This window comes from Xanthomonas sp. CFBP 7698 (genome assembly GCF_003600855.1).
In the GTDB taxonomy this organism is placed as follows: domain Bacteria; phylum Pseudomonadota; class Gammaproteobacteria; order Xanthomonadales; family Xanthomonadaceae; genus Xanthomonas; species Xanthomonas cannabis.
In genome coordinates this window covers 203,724-221,495 of sequence record NZ_PRDN01000001.1, presented here as the reverse complement: position 1 = coordinate 221,495, position 17,772 = coordinate 203,724, and the positions used below count along the sequence as shown (strand labels likewise).

General features: G+C 63.1%; 3 protein-coding genes (1 of these 3 cut by a window edge). 2 read left to right on the top strand and 1 reads right to left on the bottom strand.

The window, feature by feature from the left end; translation table 11 throughout:
* Positions 1 to 963 carry a tyrosine-type recombinase/integrase gene (locus XnspCFBP7698_RS00795; RefSeq protein WP_123137177.1) on the bottom strand — a complete coding sequence of 321 codons (963 nt, stop codon included), beginning with the start codon at positions 961 to 963 and terminating at the stop codon, positions 1 to 3.
* Positions 964 to 1,723: 760 nt separating this feature from the next.
* Between XnspCFBP7698_RS00795 and XnspCFBP7698_RS00790 the strand changes: the two genes are divergently transcribed.
* Both XnspCFBP7698_RS00790 and XnspCFBP7698_RS21500 read left to right on the top strand, forming a co-directional pair.
* Positions 1,724 to 2,611 carry an efflux RND transporter periplasmic adaptor subunit gene (locus XnspCFBP7698_RS00790; RefSeq protein ID WP_146093231.1) on the top strand — a complete coding sequence of 296 codons (888 nt, stop codon included), beginning with the start codon at positions 1,724 to 1,726 and terminating at the stop codon, positions 2,609 to 2,611.
* 103 nt (positions 2,612 to 2,714) lie between these two features.
* A protein-coding gene (locus tag XnspCFBP7698_RS21500) for an Ig-like domain-containing protein (protein ID WP_158255448.1) crosses the window boundary here: on the top strand, positions 2,715 to 17,772 show its 5' end (the start). Its footprint extends 20,843 nt past the window's final position; only the first 15,058 of its 35,901 coding nucleotides appear in the window; its start codon is at positions 2,715 to 2,717; its stop codon lies beyond the right edge, outside the window.

Genomic DNA, 17,772 nt, shown 5'->3' with positions numbered 1-17,772 from the left:
TCACTCGCTCACGCGCTTGGCACGCGGGTGGTGAGCGACTGCCTCACGCAGCTGCGCCATATCAATACCCAGGTAAAGCGCGGTGGTGACCACGCTGGCATGGCCCAGCAATTGCGACAACGCCACAAGGTTCACGCCGCGCCGATGCAGTTCCGTAGCGAATGCCGTGCGCAGCCTGTGCGGGTAATGGCCAGTCCACGGCCTGGTGGAGATGGTCGCGTCGAGCGCCGCGACGGCGCCGCCGTGGCCGTAGCCCAACGCCTTCGCGTATTTGCGGACGATCACCCACACGCTGCGTGCATCGCGCAATGGGTGGCCCTGTACCGTCAGAAACAGCGCATTCTTCTTCCCGGGGCGCAGCTTTCCGCGTTCGCGCAGGTAGGTGTGGAGCAACCCCACGCAGTGCTCACCGATCGGCACCAGCCGCTCTTTGTTGCCCTTGCCGAACACGATCAAGAAGCCGTCGGGAAGAATGCTGCCAACCTGCAGCTTCGCCAACTCACCAGCACGCAGGCCGCATTGGTACAAGGTGGCCATGATGACGTGGTCGCGAAAGCCCACGTATGTGGTCAGGTCGGGCGCCGCCAGCAGCATGCCGACCTCGGCATCGGTAAGCGCCCACACGCGGCGGACAGGAACACGGCGGCAGCGTGGCAAGCTGCTCGGCTGCCAGGCGTCTGGCTGGTTCTGCGCAACCCAGCGAAACCAGCAACGCAGCGCGTTGATTTCAATGTTGACCGTAGCCGGGCGCACCTGAGCGCGCCGCAGCCCAACGTAACGATGGACCACATCGATGCCGCTGCGATCCACGGGATTGTCGGTCGCAAAGCGATCAAACCGCGCAAGCGCGCGCAGATACGACTTCGCGGTCTCAGGCGAGCGCCCAGTGATCTGGAGGAACCACACGAACCGCTCGCGTAGCGCAGGCTCCGAGATCGAACAATAAGCACGTATTACTGTCATCAACTGTCAACCCGACCCCAGAAGAGACCGGCGAACAGACCGCAACCAATCGAATGCAAGATGCTGAAAGGGCTAAGAAATTCGTCAGGAATTTGCCAGGATCATGTCCCAACCTGACCCAGCACCCCGGGATCTTACATAATATACATTATGCGAAATGGTCTGTACCCATGCGGAGCGAAAACGACCTTGTGACCACCAGCTTATTTGATTGACGCGTTTTCAACTGATTGCCGGCACTGAATCGCCGACTAGCAGTTAGCATATGCCCCGATTCGATCCACAAATGCCCCACCGTCAATAGGCCGCCAACAAATCGCCCCGTCCTAAGAGCGCTACTAGCAAGCTGCCTCAAGTTCGACGACAGAACGTCTTGGTGGCGATTAGCCTTCGCGGTCGAAGTCGGTGGCGCTAGTGCGGGAATTTAGCCAACTGCTTGTCCGGGCGTTGCCTATTGATGTCCACCGCAGATAATTCCATCGCGCCCAGGTTGATCTCATCGGTTTGAGAGCGGAAAAGTCCGCCGTCAGGTGGACGGACGCTTAGGTTTGTGCGCGTAGGCTGCTGCTGACATTGCTTAGCAAATCGGACTCAAAAAATCCTTATTCTTAACAATGTTGTGAAGTCTCGCCCCTATTGCACAGGTCGACGTTGGCGGACGTGAAGATTTTGTTGCGTGTCTGGTTCAGCTCGGATAGATTCCGCAGTGGTTGTCGTGACAAGGGGGGACGCAACGTGCGGCTCCGCGGCGGCCAGGGGCATGGAAGTGATAGCTCGCAAGGGAAGTGCGCGTATGGCGCGCTGGGGAAACCTGCTGAATCCAGTAGGTCGTCAGGCTTGGTCCAGCTTGGCACTCTGCTGCGCATTAACGGTGGAGGCTGCTGCCCCTCCCCGGCCTGTATCGTATGACTGCCTGATCGAACCGGCACAAACAGTCGAACTCGGCACACCCGTTAGCGGAATGGTCGAGAAGGTGCTTGTGCAGCGAGGTGACAGGGTCAGGCGGAATCAGGTCCTGGCCGTTCTTGAGTCGCGGGCCGAACAGGCGGCAGCCGATCTCGCCAAGTACAAGTCGCAACAGACAGGTCCTAGCCGGCTGGCGGAAGCAAAGATCGAATTTGCAGATCGCAAGTACAGCCGCCGGCGCGACATGGCGGCTGAAAAGCTCATGTCGCCGCAGGACCGCGACGATGCCGAAGCAGAGTTGCGCAGCGCGAAGGCCGAGTTACAGACGGCCAAGGAGAATCGCGAGGTTGCGCGGCTTGAGTTCGGCCAGCAGAGCGCGCAACTTGCCTTGCGCACCGTCCGCAGCCCTTTCGATGGCGTCGTGGTGGACCAGATGATCTGGCCGGGCGAGGTCGCAAGTCCCGGCGCGACCAAGCACGCCATCCTCAAGGTCGCCCGGCTCAATCCTTTGCGGGTGCGTGTCGTCATGCCAATGCGTGCTTTCGGGGAACCGAAAGTCGGTAGCGCGGTGCGCGTCACATCCGAAGTGCAGCCCAACCGTCCCTATCCGGCCAAGGTCGCCAACATCGATCGTGTGATCGATCCAGCGAGCGGCACCTTCGTCGTACTCCTCGATCTACCCAACAGCGCGCTCGATCTTCCATCGGGCGTGAAGTGCAAGGCTCAATTCCAGACGCCGTGAGGCGTCATGCGCAAGCGCCTAACTGCGCGCACTACCACTATCCGAACATTCATTTCGTGTGCCTTGGCGGGCACCGATGGCGCTGCACACAGGGGAAATAAGCATGGAAACGTCGAACCGTCCGTCCAACAAGGAAGTCAGCAACGCTGTCGCCGCACCGGAACAGGCGCCCGCAGCCATCCGTTTCGAAGCGCTTGAGCCCCGTGTCCTCCTCTCCGGCGACGTCAATCCGGCGGCCATCGCGATCGACGGCACGCTCACCACGCCAGCGCAAGAAAACCACTTTCAGTTCAATCTGCAGGACGATCGCAAGATCATCCTCGATAGCCTGACCGATCGAACGGATATCACCTGGTCACTTAGCAACGCCAGTGGCTCCATTGCCAGCTCGGCGTTTGCGTACACCGAGAGCAATATCGGTGCACTCGACCTTGGCGCCGGCACCTACACGCTGACCGTCAGCGGAACAGCAGATGCCGTGGGATCCTACGCGTTGCGCATCGTTGACGCGCAAACGGCGGCGCCGATCGCCCTGGGCCAGGACGCCACCGGTACGCTCCAGCACGGCAACGATACGGCGGTCTACCGATTCGACGCGTCGGCCGGGCAGAAATTCTCCATGGTGACGAACGCCCTGGAGGGCACTAATCCCCGTGCAAGTTGGCGACTGATCGACCCGAATGGGGAGCAGGAGCGCAGCGGCACCGGCATGGACACGACGACAACCGGGTTTTCCACCCGTCTTGGCGGCGCATATCTGCTGCTGGTGGATGGCCCCCAGTCAAATACCGGCCCGGTCGACTTCGGCTTCAAACTCGCGCGCGTCGATGATCTCGACGCGACACTGACGCTGGATCAGGCAACGGCCGCCACCGCTCCGTTACCCAGCCAGTCGCTGCGCTATCACTTCGATGTCGATACACCGCGCAGCGTGCTGTTCGAAAACCTGGGCAACGGCGACTACTACTGGACACTGACTGGCCCCAACGGCTTCACCAGCAATCGCCTTAGCGGCTACTACGGTCTGGACTACGGCACCTTTGCGCTTGGTACCGGCTCCTACACGTTGACGCTGGAACGCGAATCTTCCGACATCGGCATGCTCCGCTTTGCCGTGCACGACCTCGGCACATCGCCGGCTGCCCTCAATGGCCAGACAGTGAGTGGCACGTTGGATGTGGCAGGATCGTCGAGCGTGATCCGCATCGCGGTCGAGCAAGGCCAGGACTACGACCTATCGGCGTTGACCTCCAGCACGGGAGGTGCTTCGTACCGCATCTTCGACACACGGGGTCGCTCGGTGCTGGGTTCCACCGCGCTGTCTTCGGCGGGCACACGGTTTACGGCCAACGCCAACGGTGAGTACATCGTGGTCGTGAGCGGTGGGTCTAACGATCCTTCGGCACCCATGACTTTCGGTTTCCGGTTCCAGGCCGTGCCCGACGTGGTGAAAACGCTCGATGCTGGCTCGTTCGGCGCCGCCACGACTGTCGCCGGCACGATCGCCCTGCCCGGCCAGCGGACCGTCTACCGTTTCCACCTCGACAGCGCCACCACGCTGGCATTCGACGGCCGCCTCGGCGACGGCGTCTACTGGGCGCTAGATGGCGACGGCGCTTCGTCGTTTGGTCAAACGCGACTACCCACCGATAGCGACAGCATCCTTCGCCTCCTCACTGCGGGTGATTACACGCTCACCCTCAACGCCCCCGGCAATGGCACGGCCGAATACGCGTTCGCGATCCTTGCCCTGCCCTTGGCGCCGCCGATCGCGCTCGATGCGCCGGTGACGATCCACAACGACACCGCCAACCAGACTCGCGCCTATCGCTTCAGTGCAGACGCTGGCGACCATTTCACAGTCGCCTCGTCCATCAATAGCTACGACGCTAAGTGGCGCATCGTCGATACCTACGGCAACATCGTGGTGGATACGCGCTACCTCGGCTACAGCAGCGACACCTTCGACCTGACCAGCGGCGGCGACTACACGCTGCTCGTGGATACAGGCGCCCCGAACGATTTCACGCTGACATTGCAGAAAGGCCTGAACACGCCGCCGGCCGCGCTTGCCGAGGGTGATGCGATCGGCTTCGGTACAGTCGTCGCCGGCACGTTCGATACGTGGGACATGACGCGCACGCTACGTTTCACTGTGCCGAGCGATGGCGTCTATGTCCTCGACAACCAGGCCGATTACAGCAGTGCGACTTGGAAGCTCAGTGGTCCGGCCGGTGTTGCCATGGAAACACTGACCATCTCTTCGTATAGCGATCGGGTACTGTTCCTGCGTGCAGGCGACTATGCGCTCACCCTGCAGGGCGCCACCTACGCTGGTGGTCTGTCGCAAAACGGCGCTTACGCCCTCCGCGTGGTCGACGCATCCGCTTCCCAGCGCCTTGCATTCAATCAGGCCACCCAAATCACCCATCCGGGCAACGCCGCAACGCCGCTGCGCATCGATGTACCTAGCGCGGGAGGCGTCACCGTCTTTTCAGACAGGTACGCCGATTACGCGATGTACGACGTGTTCGGACGCGCCGTCACGGGCAACTCCGATAACGTCACCGGCGGCGTGACTTACAACCTCACAGCCGGAGCCTCGTACTACCTGCTTGCGCGATATCAGCCGGCCGGTAGCCTGACGGAACAGCTCACCATCGCCATGGTCGACCGCTCGACGACGGCGCTGCCAATGAACGACGTTGTGTCCGGCACGCTTGTCGGGCGTGCCGATGTCGACAGCTACACCTTCGCGATCGACCAGCCGCGCTATGTCCATTTCGATACGCTCAGCGGCGGCACGAGCACTGACCTGCGCTGGAGCCTGGTCGACAGTTATGGCCAGGTGTCCAACAGCCAGACGCAAACAACGTCCGATACCGCCGGCATCTGGCTTGCCGCAGGGCAGTACACCCTGAGCCTGCGCACCATTGGCGACTCGCCCCGCGACTACCGTTTCCGCCTGGTCGACGGTTCGGTCACGCCTGAAGTGCAGCCCGGTGCCCTGGTCGCATCTAATGCGCCGGGTGATCAGATTCGCGTGTTCCACGTGCAGGGCACTGCGGGCCAGAACCTGTATATGTTGCCGTCAGCCGACTACAGCATCGGTAGCTGGGCTCTCTATGGCCCCACCGGCCGTCTGATCGCCACTTCGTATTACGGCTTCGCCACGGTCTCCGACATCGCGTTGACGCAGACCGGTCAGTACACGTTGGTCCTGCTGCCTTCGGCCGGCACGTCCTCCACTGTCGCGATGCCCTTCACAATCGGCGTGCGCCAACAGATCAATACGACTGCCGCGCTGAACAGCGACATCGCCGGCTCTGTGCCGCCTATGGGCGGGTCGATTCTTTACGGTTTTACGCTCGATGCCCAGCAGCTGGTGTCGTTCGTCGGCAACGCCGCACAGTACGGCACACTCTGGTCGCTGGTCGGACCGGGCGGCGCGGTGTTCTCCTCACGCGACTTCCAGTACGGCACCACCACTCTGCGCCTGGCCGCCGGCAATTACACGCTCGCTGTTCAGCGGCAGGGCCTGGATACAGACGATTTCAGCTTCCGAATCGTGACCGCAGCGGGCAGGACGGCGCTGACCACCGGCACGCCGACCCCCACAACGACCGACAGGCCGACGACCCGCGTGTATTCCGTGGATATCGTGGACGGCAACTACGCCGTCGCGCTGACCGCCAATGGAAGCGCTTCGTGGACGTTGTACGACCGAGAGGGCAACCACGTCGCCTCGGGCTCGGGCAACGATACCCCCGGCTCATTAGCACTGGCAGCGGGCAATTATTCGCTGCTGGTCAACAGCAATGGCACGGAGGACCAACCCAACACGTCGACGCTCACGATGCTCGCGCTGACGACCGTGATGCAAGAGCTCGTTCCTGGCACTGCTGTCCACGACAGTCTCGACGTACCAGGCCAATCGACCGTATATCAGTTCTCGATTAGCGCACCCGACGTCGCTCTGATGGAAGGGCTGTTGGCTTCGCCCGGCGTACGGTGGACGCTGACCGGTCCGACCGGCACCATCGAGGGTGGCCGGTCGCTCGATCGGGGCTTGCGCGGCATCCTCACCCTGCCCGCCGCCGGCACATATCGGCTCGCGATCAGTTCGTCGCTCGGCGTAGCGACGACGATTGCCTTCAACTTTCGGCTGTTCAGTGCGCTATCGGCCGTCACGACCGATGTCGCGCATCCACTCAACCTAGACACCGGCGCTGGTTCAACAGTCTTGCGAGTGGATGCGGGAAACCGTGATGCGCTGAGACTCGATGCGAGTAGCGACTTCGGCCTGACCGCGACCGTGTACGACACACGCGGCAACTACGCGGGCATCCAGCGCAGCGTCGCCGCTGGTGACTCGCTGTCGTTCACGCTGCCCGGCGAGGGCACGTGGTTGGTCCTGGTGACCGGCAATGGCAGCGACACTCCGCTATCCGGCGCGACCGGCACTGTCTACATCGACCATCGCTTGCGCGGTTCTGCGATTATCGGCCAACCGGTCACGGGAAGCACAACCTCGGCGGCCTTACCGGCGGAATACACATTCGACCTGGCCTCGGCCACACGACTGCTCGTCCGTGGCGGCGATACCGGCACCCAATGGACGATCCGGCTGACCGACGGCACTATCGTAGCGACGGGTAGCGGCGCCGACGCGCTACCGGTCTCGCTCGGTAGCGGGCACTATCTGCTCGACGTTTCCACGGCATCACCTGGAACGTTCTCGCTCGACATCGTGGATCTGACCTCGATCGCGGCCCAGGCCGGCGGCAGCAGCAAGACCGGCGAACTCGCCGCCGACGGACTCGCGATGTGGCGCGTTGCGGCAACCCAGCCCCTCGCCGACCTCGATCTGTCACTGGACGCGGACATCGCCATGACCGTCTACGACGGCGCGGGACGAATCGTCTTCCAGGGTCGCGGGCCGATCACCGGCACCGGCATCGCGCGCGGCGTGCTTGCCGGCACCGATCGAACTGTTGTGCTAAAAGGCGCGCCTGGTATCCGTTACACGCTGAGCAGCGTCGAGCGCGCTGCGACCTCCATCGAAGTGCCGACTGCTTTGCCACTTGGTGAGGCGCTGGACGGCAGCCTTGCGCGTGCGCAGGACGTCGCTACCTACCGGCTATCGGTTGGCTACGCGCAGACCTTGCCGCTGAGGGAGCTGATCAACGCTGCCGGATCAAGCGGCATCCATTGGCGCATCAGCGCGCTCGACGGCTCGCTCGTCAGCAACTGGAACGACATCGCGTCCGACGCCTTGACTGCCGTGCTCGCCGCCGGCGAATACCAGCTCACGATCGCAGCCCTCACAGACAACGCCCACTACTCGCTGACGACGCTGGATAGCGCAATCGCACCGCTCGTCGCGCTTGGCAGTAGCCAGGCCAAAATCTCGGCGAATGCCACCAAGGGCATCGTCCGCTTCGACCTGCCGTTTGCCCGCGCACTCGACTTCGCAATCATCGGCGACGGTATTTCGGGCTGGAAGCTGTACGACGGTCGCGGCGACCTTGTGGTCTCGGGGACTGGCGCCGGCACGTCGCGCACGGCAACGCTCGACAGCGACCTGTACACGCTCGTGCTCGAGCGCACCGTGGCCACGGCCACTGACCTCACCGTTGCACTGCGGATCGATCCGCTTGCACCGACCGCGATTGCTCCCTCGGCTTCGCTGTCCGGACGCCTGGACCGGGCGGGTGATCTCCTGGTTCGCACCCTGACCCTCGGCAACGACACCGTGCTGCGCATCGGTGGTTCCGGCGCCGTACAAGCTCGCTTGGTGACCGACGGCAAGGTTGGCGCGTGGACGACGCTCGATGCACTGACCGGAGCTGCGACCTCCTTCGTCGCGGGCACGTACGAAGTGCAGCTACGCGCCACCTCCGACGAGGCCGACTACAGCATTATCCTCGTCGAGCCCTACACAGCGGTGGCACTCGGCGCCAGCGCGACCGTCACCCTCCCGACCGGCGGGGTCGCCGCGTTCACCCTGCCCGTGACCGGCCTGGAAAGCACTCGGTTCCACCTCACCGCTAACGGTGGGCAAGCACATTGGATGGTGCTTGACGGCCTGAACGTTGTCTTCGAAGGCTACGGTGACGCAGACCTCGACCTCGGCGTTCTGTCGTTGCGTACGTATGCACTGCTGATCGATGGTGATGCGTCCCAGGTCGAAGTCGGTGTCAGTCATGCCGCCCCGCCGACCGTCACAGCTGGTCGAAACATCCCGGGCACGACCGGTGCCATTGCCGCGTCCGAGTATCTGATCCACGTCGCTCAGGATGGCCTGTATTACGGCCTCGTGTCCCAGGGCAACGCAGAGATCGAACTCGTCGACGCCTACGGCAACACCACCTACCTCACGGGTTCACTGCGGCAGATCTCTGCCGGCGACTACGTCGTGCGTATCCGCACCCAAGAACCGTCCAGTGAGTACACCGTCCAGCTGCTATCGCTTGCCGATGCGAAGACGGCGGATGCGAGCACCGTCTACTCGTTTGACGAAGCGGTATCGGCGGCCGTCTACGCATTGCCATCGAGCACATCGATGGCATCGGCATCGCTCGCCATCAATGGAGACAACACGGACGATGTTCACTGGATCGTCGTCCACAACGGCTATACCGTGGCCGAAGGCAACGGTCCGTTCGACTTCACACGGCGTACCTACGGTGGCGACTACCAGCTGATCGTGATGCGCGTGGGGCTCGGTAGCAACGTCGACTATCGGCTCAGCATCACGCCGTACGTGGTCCCCGTGCAGTCGTTGGAGCTAGGCACAACCGCTTCGCTCGACCTCAATGCCGATAATGGCTACGAGCTAGCCTATGCGTTCACGCTCGACAGTGCCAGGACGCTGTACCTCGCCTTCCCGGATGGCATGCACTACGGCACCTACGACATTACCGATGTCGCCGGCACAACGTGGTTCGCGCAGGATCGCTACGGCCCCGACCACGAGCTGACCGCACTCGGTGCGGGCAGCTACGTCATCCATTTTCGCAACGGCAACGCATCGGACCAGGAATCGTCCGCTGCTGTCGCCCGCAACAGCGAGAACAGTGCAGGGATCAGCTTCCGTCTCGACAGTCTTGAGGCGGCTCCTGCACTCGCCGGCGGCGGCACAGCAACCGTCGACACCACCAATGACGGCGATGTGCGCTACATCCGCATCGACGCCACCACCGGTAGCACGTTAACGCTCGTGCAGACGAGCCAGGCATCGAACCTCAGATGGGACGTCGTCGATTCCAACGGTAACGTCATGCTCTGGGGCTATGGTACGTATGCCAGTGACGTCACCCTGTGGCGCGCGGGTACGTATTACCTGCGCATTGATGGCAATGCCGAGGGCACGCCGGTCACCTTCAGCGCCACCACGCGCTTCGCCGCACCCACGGCAGCGGCCGATGTCGCGGTTTCCACCGACACCGCTACCGACATCGCCCTGGCCGCACGCGGTAGTGCCGGAGTAACGTTCCGCCTGGACCATGACGACTTCTTCTGGCTGGCGTCGACCGAACAGCAATACAACCTGAGCTGGCAGTTGCTGACCGCCATCGGCCAGCCCGTGATCGATGGCGATCAGCTGTCATCATATGGCTCGCAGGTCATACACCTGGCTGCCGGCGACTACCGTCTCGTCTTCGCCAACGGCAACGACGTCGCACGCACGTTCCCGCTGCGCCTGCGGACCTCCGCTTCCGCAACGAAGCTCGACGCCGACGCACATCGCACCGGCGGCCAGGGCTTGTACGCCCTGTCGGTCACCGCGGGACAGTCGTGGCTGATGAAGCCGACGTACGAGGGCCGCGTGACCCTGTTCCGTCCAGGCCACGCCCCGATCGAATTCAACGGCAGCAACGACAACAGCGGCGACCCGACCCTGATTGCCGCCACGGCCAACGAGACCTGGTACTTCAAGGTCGACGCCGGCGGGTACATCGGCGATGGTCTTTACTTCACCGACACACCCGTGGCGAAGCTGGACGCATCGGACAACATCGATTACCGCGGTTTCGGCGATTTCGCGTCACGCTCGCTGCATGTTGGCGTCGACGGTAGTTGGTACATCGAACTTGACCACGTCCCGGCCGATCTCCGCGTCCATGTCTCCGGTGCCGGCATCGATCGTGATTTCTCACGCTTCAGGGGGGGCGCCGCAGGTGTGCTGCTCACCCTGCCCGCCGGCGACTACCGCGTCGATTTTCTCTCGGCCTATGGCGGCTATGGGTATGCCTCCGGATTCGGCGTGTCCTTCGTCGATCTGCACGCAGCGGCTGTTCTGAACCCAGGACAGGACACCACGGTGACACTGTCGCCGGGCGTCACGGGCTTCGCTCGTTTCGAAGGCCGTGCGGGCGAGGTACGCAAGCTCGGTATACCCGCCTATGGCATGGATTGGGCGCTGCTATCTCCCGATGGCACCGTGCTGACCACGTTCAGCGGCAACGCCGATACCCTGTTGCCGCCACTCCCCGCAGATGGAATGTATTTCCTGCGGATGGTCCACACGTCAGAGAGCAGCGACTCGAACGACTACACGCTCCAGCTCAGCGCGCCGCTCGCGCCTACCCCGCTGATCGCACTGGGCGACGCCATGCCGGTCCCGGTTACCGGCAACGATGCCTTCGGCGCGATCTACGGGTTCGATCTGTCACGCCCGTCGACGCTGCTCCTGGGCACTGACAGTGTGGGTAATGGTTATGGTCGCTGGGCGCTTAGTTCCGATACCGGTGTTTTGCTGTCGGGCTACTGGAATCAGGATGCCTTTTTCGCACCAATCGAACTGCCGCCGGGCCACTACACCCTCGCATTCACTAATGACGGAGACAACGCTACCGACCTCAAGGTCTACGATACCTCGTTGCCCGTCTCATTGACGGTCGACATGCCGTTGCAGGTGGTGCCGGGCAACGGCACTCCGCAGGTCTATACCTTCCAGGCGCTGACCAACGGCCCATTCCAGATCCATTTCGCACGAAGCCAAATGGGTAACTGGGCGCTATACGACGCTTATGGCAATGCGGTTGCATCTAGTGCTGTCGGCGATGATGCCTACGTCAATCTGTTGGGCAATTACCGTCTTGTCTTCACCGGCCTCACCGCCGGTTCGGATCCCATCGACGTCATCATCCGCCGCACCGCCAACGCGCCCGATCTTTCGGTAAACGCTTACCAGCCCACCGACCTTGCGTTCACCATCGGCGCGCCCACGCAGATCCTGATCGACGTGACTTACGCCGATACACCCCGCGCATGGAGCCTGCTGCGCAACGGGCAGGTCGTGGCCAGTGGCGTGTTCGACCGGTCCTCAGTCCGAAATGGCGTGGTCCTCGGCGTCACGGCGGGCCTCTACAATCTACGCCTGGACGGTTACGGCTCGTTGGATCTGACCGTTCACGATCTCGCACGGAACACCATGACGCCGAGCGGTGGCTCGTTTAACCAACAAGTTGACGGCGGTAGGGCATCGTCCTACGGCTTCGATGCGCAGGCCGGACAAGTCGTCACGATCTCCTACCGCAGCGACTACGCGTCGTGGCGCGTCTATGACGCTTACGGCACGCTGGTTGCCGATCTCGGCAGCGGTGACACATCGGGCGCCTTGCCCTTCACGGGCCGCTACTATCTCGTTCGCGACAACGATTCCGGCCGGGAGGTATTTTTCAACGATTTCTCGGTGACCGTTGCCAGTCGCTCGATCGCCCTCGGCACGTCAATCGTCGCTTCGATTCCGGCGACCGGAGCAGCGCTCTACGATTTCGAGGGTAGCGCAAACCAGGTCCTGTGGCTTTCCAGCCCGGACTATTTCCACGCCCGCATCGAACTCTTCGACGAACACGGCGTACTGGTGTATTCGCGTACCCCGGACTACCTCCCGGTCCAGGCGATCCTCCTCCCGGCCGATGGTCATTACACGTTGCGCCTGAGCGCGCTTGGCGGTGAGGCGCGCCGCGTGACGTTCCGTCTCGACGACATTAGCAGCGCGCCTCCAATCGTCAGCGGCGCCGCCGTGTCGGGAACATTCACCTCAACCACGGGCGCGCTCGCCTGGACGATCGATGTCGACGCCTCTGGTTCCTTCTGGTTTAACGGTAGGAACAACGCCTATCCGTTGCGTTTCAGCCTGGTCTTGGCAACAGGCGACGTCATCGCAAGCGGCGATGCCACGTATTCGCGTGGCTTTTATGGGCTTGCCGCGGGCGAGTACCACCTCGTCATGGACACGGCGGGCCAGAGCTACCAAGCCAGTTACCAGTTCACCATAAGCAACAGCTCACAACCGCTGGTCCCGAACGTCGTTACCCAGGGCCAGTTGCCCACGGGCGCCGCCACGGTGCGCTACGACATCCATGCCGACCACGACACCACCATCGTCATCGACGGGCTCGCCGGCGACACCCCTGTGCTATGGCGGCTGATGGGTCCGCAAGGAGAGATCAACAGCGGTTACATCAATTACGGCGACTACAACACCGATTCTGCCATCACCATCCCCGCCGGCGATTACATGCTGGTGCTCGGGAGCGCCAACGGGACAGCAGGCAAGTATTCGTTCCGTCTGCTCGACGCGAGCGTAGCCACGCCGTTGCCGGTCGAGACCACGGCCCAGATCCACATCGACCAGCCACGCGGCATCGCCATGTATGGCCTCGACCTTGTTGCAGGTGAGGCATATTTCCTCGATGTCCTGCCAGGCGTGCTGATGGACGAGTACGCGGCTTCCATGAACTGGCAGCTGATCGATCCCACCGGTCGCCCGGTGACCGGTCGCTACGCGATCGGCAGCGTCAGCAGCTTTTACGACTATCAAGCGGGGCGCTGGCAGTACCAGCTTGATGGCAGTGGCATCGACCTGGGTATTTTGACGCTGGGTGGCCATTACACCCTCATCATCGAACGCACGGGAAGCGACACGCAGCTCGCGGCGGATGCCACGATTCGCCTGGTCCACGTACCGCAGACGCCTACCGTAGACCTGGGCACGCTCCTGTCCGATCCGACCCCAGACCTGACCGTCAACCACGTGGAACTGAGCCCGGCGACGGGGCTGGAAACCGGGCAGACCGTGCAGCTGTCCTGGGTGCTGGAAAACCGCGGCACGCTCGACACGAGCAGCGCATGGAACGATCGCGTCGTGGTGCGCAACATCGCCACCGGCGAAATCCTGCTCGACATCACGGTGCCCTACGACGGTAGCGCAGGTATTCCGCGCGGCGGCGCCATCACCCGCCAGCTGATGCTGCACCTGCCCGCCGGCACTGCCGCGGCCGGGACGCTGTCGATCACGGTCATCGCCGACTCCGACAATTTGGTCAAGGAAAACAAGGAGACCAACAACAGCGCCGTCGTGAACGCAGACGTCGCACTCGCCGCCTACGCAGATCTCAGCGTAAGCGGCCTGGTGCTCTCGCCGGCTTCCGGCTTCGTGGCCGGCCAGCAAGTCGCGGTGGACTGGGTACTGGCCAATACCGGCGACCGCGAAGTCTCCCAACCGTTCAGTGAGACAGTTGAAATCCGCAATACTTCGACCGGTCGCCTCGTCGCCACGGTGACTCTGCACGACCTTCTTGCACAGGGACCGATTGCTGCAGGCGAGACACGTAGCCGCCATGCGACCTTTACTTGGCCCTCCGGCGTGGACGCAGCAGGCAACTTCACGATTCGCGTCATCGCCGATGCGCTGGGCGAGATCGACGAGGCCAATCTGGCAGGTACAGGCGAGACCAACAACACCGCATCGGCATCCGTGGTCGCCGGTCCTGACCTCACCGTGCATAACCTCACCGTCGTCAGCACGCAGGTCAGTGCCGGTGGCGTGGTCACCATTACTTGGGAAGACTGGAACGAGGGCGCCAGCCCGACCGCTACAGCCTTCGTGGACCGCATCACGATTGCCCGGGCCGATAACGGACTGGTGCTGGTCGACACCACCCTGCCCTACGATCCGGCCGCCATCGTGAACGGCGGGGCCAACGGTTCCATCGCAGCCGGCGAACGTCGTCTACGCACCTTCACCTTCCGCCTGCCGGACGGTCTGAAGGGTGCCGGCAACCTGTCGATCACCGTCACTTCCGACCAGAACACTGCCGGCAATGGCGTGCTGTTCGAAGCCAACCTCGCCGGCAACGCCGAGGACAACAACGCCGCGTCGTCGTCGCTGGTTTCGGCGGTCACCCAATACGCCCATCTGCAGATATCGGGCGTCAGCACGCCTCTCCAGGCGACGACGGGGCAACCGCTCACCGTCTCGTGGACGGTGAGCAACACCGGTCAGGTACCGACCTCTGGCGCATGGACGGACCAGATCATCCTCAGTCGTGATGGCATGGCCGACATGGTGATCGGCAGCGTCCGCCATACCGGTGCGCTCGCCAACGGCCAGAGCTATGCGCAAAACCTCAGCGTGACCATGCCGGTCGTCGCCAACGGCCGCTATACGCTACGCGTGCGCTCCGACGCGCTCAACGAAGTACTGCTGCCGGATACGCGCGCCGATACGGTCTCCGCATCGCGCGGCATCGATGTCACTGCGGCCTATGCGGATCTGGGCGTCTCCGCCGTCACCGTGCCCGCGAGCGCGCTAAGCGGCGAGAATGTCAAGGTCACCTGGGTCGTCACCAATTCCGGCAACTCACCCACCGACCTGGCGCTGTGGAACGACCGCATCGTGCTGGCCCGCTCGCCGACGCCGTCCATCAACGACATCGTGCTCGCCGGTTCTGTGGTCCACACGGGCGTGCTTGGGGTGAACGGCAACTACACCGGTACGGCCACCGTCGCGCTGCCGCGCGACCTTGTGGGCTCCTACTACATCCTGGTGCTGACCAACCTCAACAACACCGTCACCGAACTGGGGCGCACAGGCAACAACACCGCAGCCTCCGCGGTGATGCAGATCACACTGGCCCCAGTGGCGAATCTGGTCGCGACGTCCGTTACCGGCCCGGCTGCCGTCCGTCCCGGCGACATCGGCAGCGTGACCTACGCGGTTGCCAATAGCGGCAATGCAGCGGTGACCGGCGCCTGGCGCGATACGGTTTACTTGCGTGCCGCCGACGGTGCGCTGACGCAAGTGGCCAGCCGCTTCTACACCGACGGCCTGGCTGCCGGCACCACTGCGTCGCGCGCCATCGATGTGTCCGTCCCGGCGTGGCTGGCTGAAGGCAGCTACCGTTGGGTGGTCGTCACCGATAGCGACAACACCGTCTACGAGCGCGAGAACGAAGCCGATAACACGGCCGTCGCAACGAACGGTGTCACGGTCAGCCGTCCGGATCTGTCGGTCGCCTCCGTGAGCGGGCCCTCGCTGGTCCAATCCGGTACCACGTTGCATGTCGAATGGACCGTCGCCAACGGCGGCGGGCTTGCCAGCGGCGGCTGGGTCGATCGTGTCTATCTGTCGCGCGATGGTCAGCTCACACAGGTCGCCGAAGTCGCACACGGCACGGATCTGGCAGCAGGCGCTTCGTATGTTGCTTCCACCGATATCGCCATCCCGCTCGATGCTCGCGGCAACTATGACGTCGTGGTCGTCACCGATGCACGCAATGTCGTCGATGACCGCATGCGTGCCGACAATACGGGCCGAGACGCCTTTACCATCCAGCTGGCGCCCCATGCCGACCTTGTCGTGAGCGCCGTGCAGGCGCCGACCACGCTGATCGCCGACCCGGCCACCCTCGCGGTGAGCTGGACGGTGACCAATCGTGGCACAGGCGCGGGCGATAGCTCGGGCTGGGTCGACCGGATCATTCTCTCCGCCGACGACATCGTCGGCAACGACGACGACCGCGTCGTGGGCGAGGTGCGTCACGACGGTGCGCTCGCGGTGAATGATAGCTACCGGGGCGATTTCACTACCTTGCTGCCGCCAGGCTTCACCGGGCGCTACAAGCTGTTCGTGATGACCGACGCGACCAAGCAGGTCTTCCAGGACGGTGCGGTCACTAATGATGTTCTGGCCGCTACTCACGCAGTCGACGTGATGCCGAAGCCGTATGCCGACCTCGTGGTCAACAGCGTCCAAGCGCTAGGCAATGCCACCAGCGGGCAGCCCCTGACCATCAGCTGGTCCGTCGCCAACCAAGGCATCGGCATCACGGACATGGCCGAGTGGACCGACTCGGTCTGGCTGAGCACTTCGCCGGATGGCACCGGTTCGCCGATTGCACTCGTCAACGTGAGCCACATTGGTCAACTCGAGGTGGGCGACCAGTATGTGCGCAGCGTCGTGGTCACCGTGCCCAACGGGCTCTCCGGGACGTGGTACGTCAACGTGCGCACCGGAGGACCATTTGAATTTGTCTACGGCAACAACAACGTAGGCCACAGTGTTGGCGTGCCCGTTCAACTGGCGCCCTCGCCCGACCTTGTCGTCCAGGCGCTGAGCATGCCGGAGAATGCAGTAGAAGGCGCAGTGGTCGACCTGGCCTGGACCGTGATCAATCAGGGCCAGGCCACCGCTACCGGACCGTGGGTTGATACGGTGAAGCTCGTGTCCACCAACGGTGGCCCGGATGTCGTGCTGGGTATCTATACCTACGACCGTCCGCTCGAGGCAGGCAAGACCTACACGCGCACCGAGCAGGTCCGCCTGCCGGCGAAGATCGAAGGCCTCTATCGCCTCGAAGTCATCACCAACAGCAACCTCGGCAAGGACGGCGCGCAGGTCTATGAACATGGTGGCGCGCGCGCAAACAACCTGACGATTGCCTCCACTGCGTCCCAAATCGTGCTGCAGGCACGCCCGAATCTGCAGGTCGACAGCGCGTCGATTCCCGAACACGTCACTGCCGGTACCCGGGTCGGCATCCAGTACACCGTCGTCAACAGCGGCGCCATGCCCGCGAGCGGACGCTGGCGCGACAAGGTCTACCTCTCGCTCGACGGTACCCTGACCGGCGACGACGTGCTGGTCGGCATCTTCGACAACGGCAGTGCGCTGGCGCCGACCGAGCGTTACTCCAATGTCACCGGCTTGATCGACATTCCGATCACCTACCGTGGCGATGTGTATCTGATTGTTGTCACCGATGGCGACAACAACGTCGATGAATATCCGAAGGACGATGACAACCAGAAGGCGGTACGTTTTCACGTCGACGCCGTGCCGTTCGCTGACCTGGTGACGGATAACG

Coding starts and splice junctions, on each gene's coding strand:
- XnspCFBP7698_RS00795 (WP_123137177.1), bottom strand. CDS start 963: ATGACAGTAATACGTGCTTATTGTTCGATCTCGGAGCCTGCGCTACGC.
- XnspCFBP7698_RS00790 (WP_146093231.1), top strand. CDS start 1,724: ATGGAAGTGATAGCTCGCAAGGGAAGTGCGCGTATGGCGCGCTGGGGA.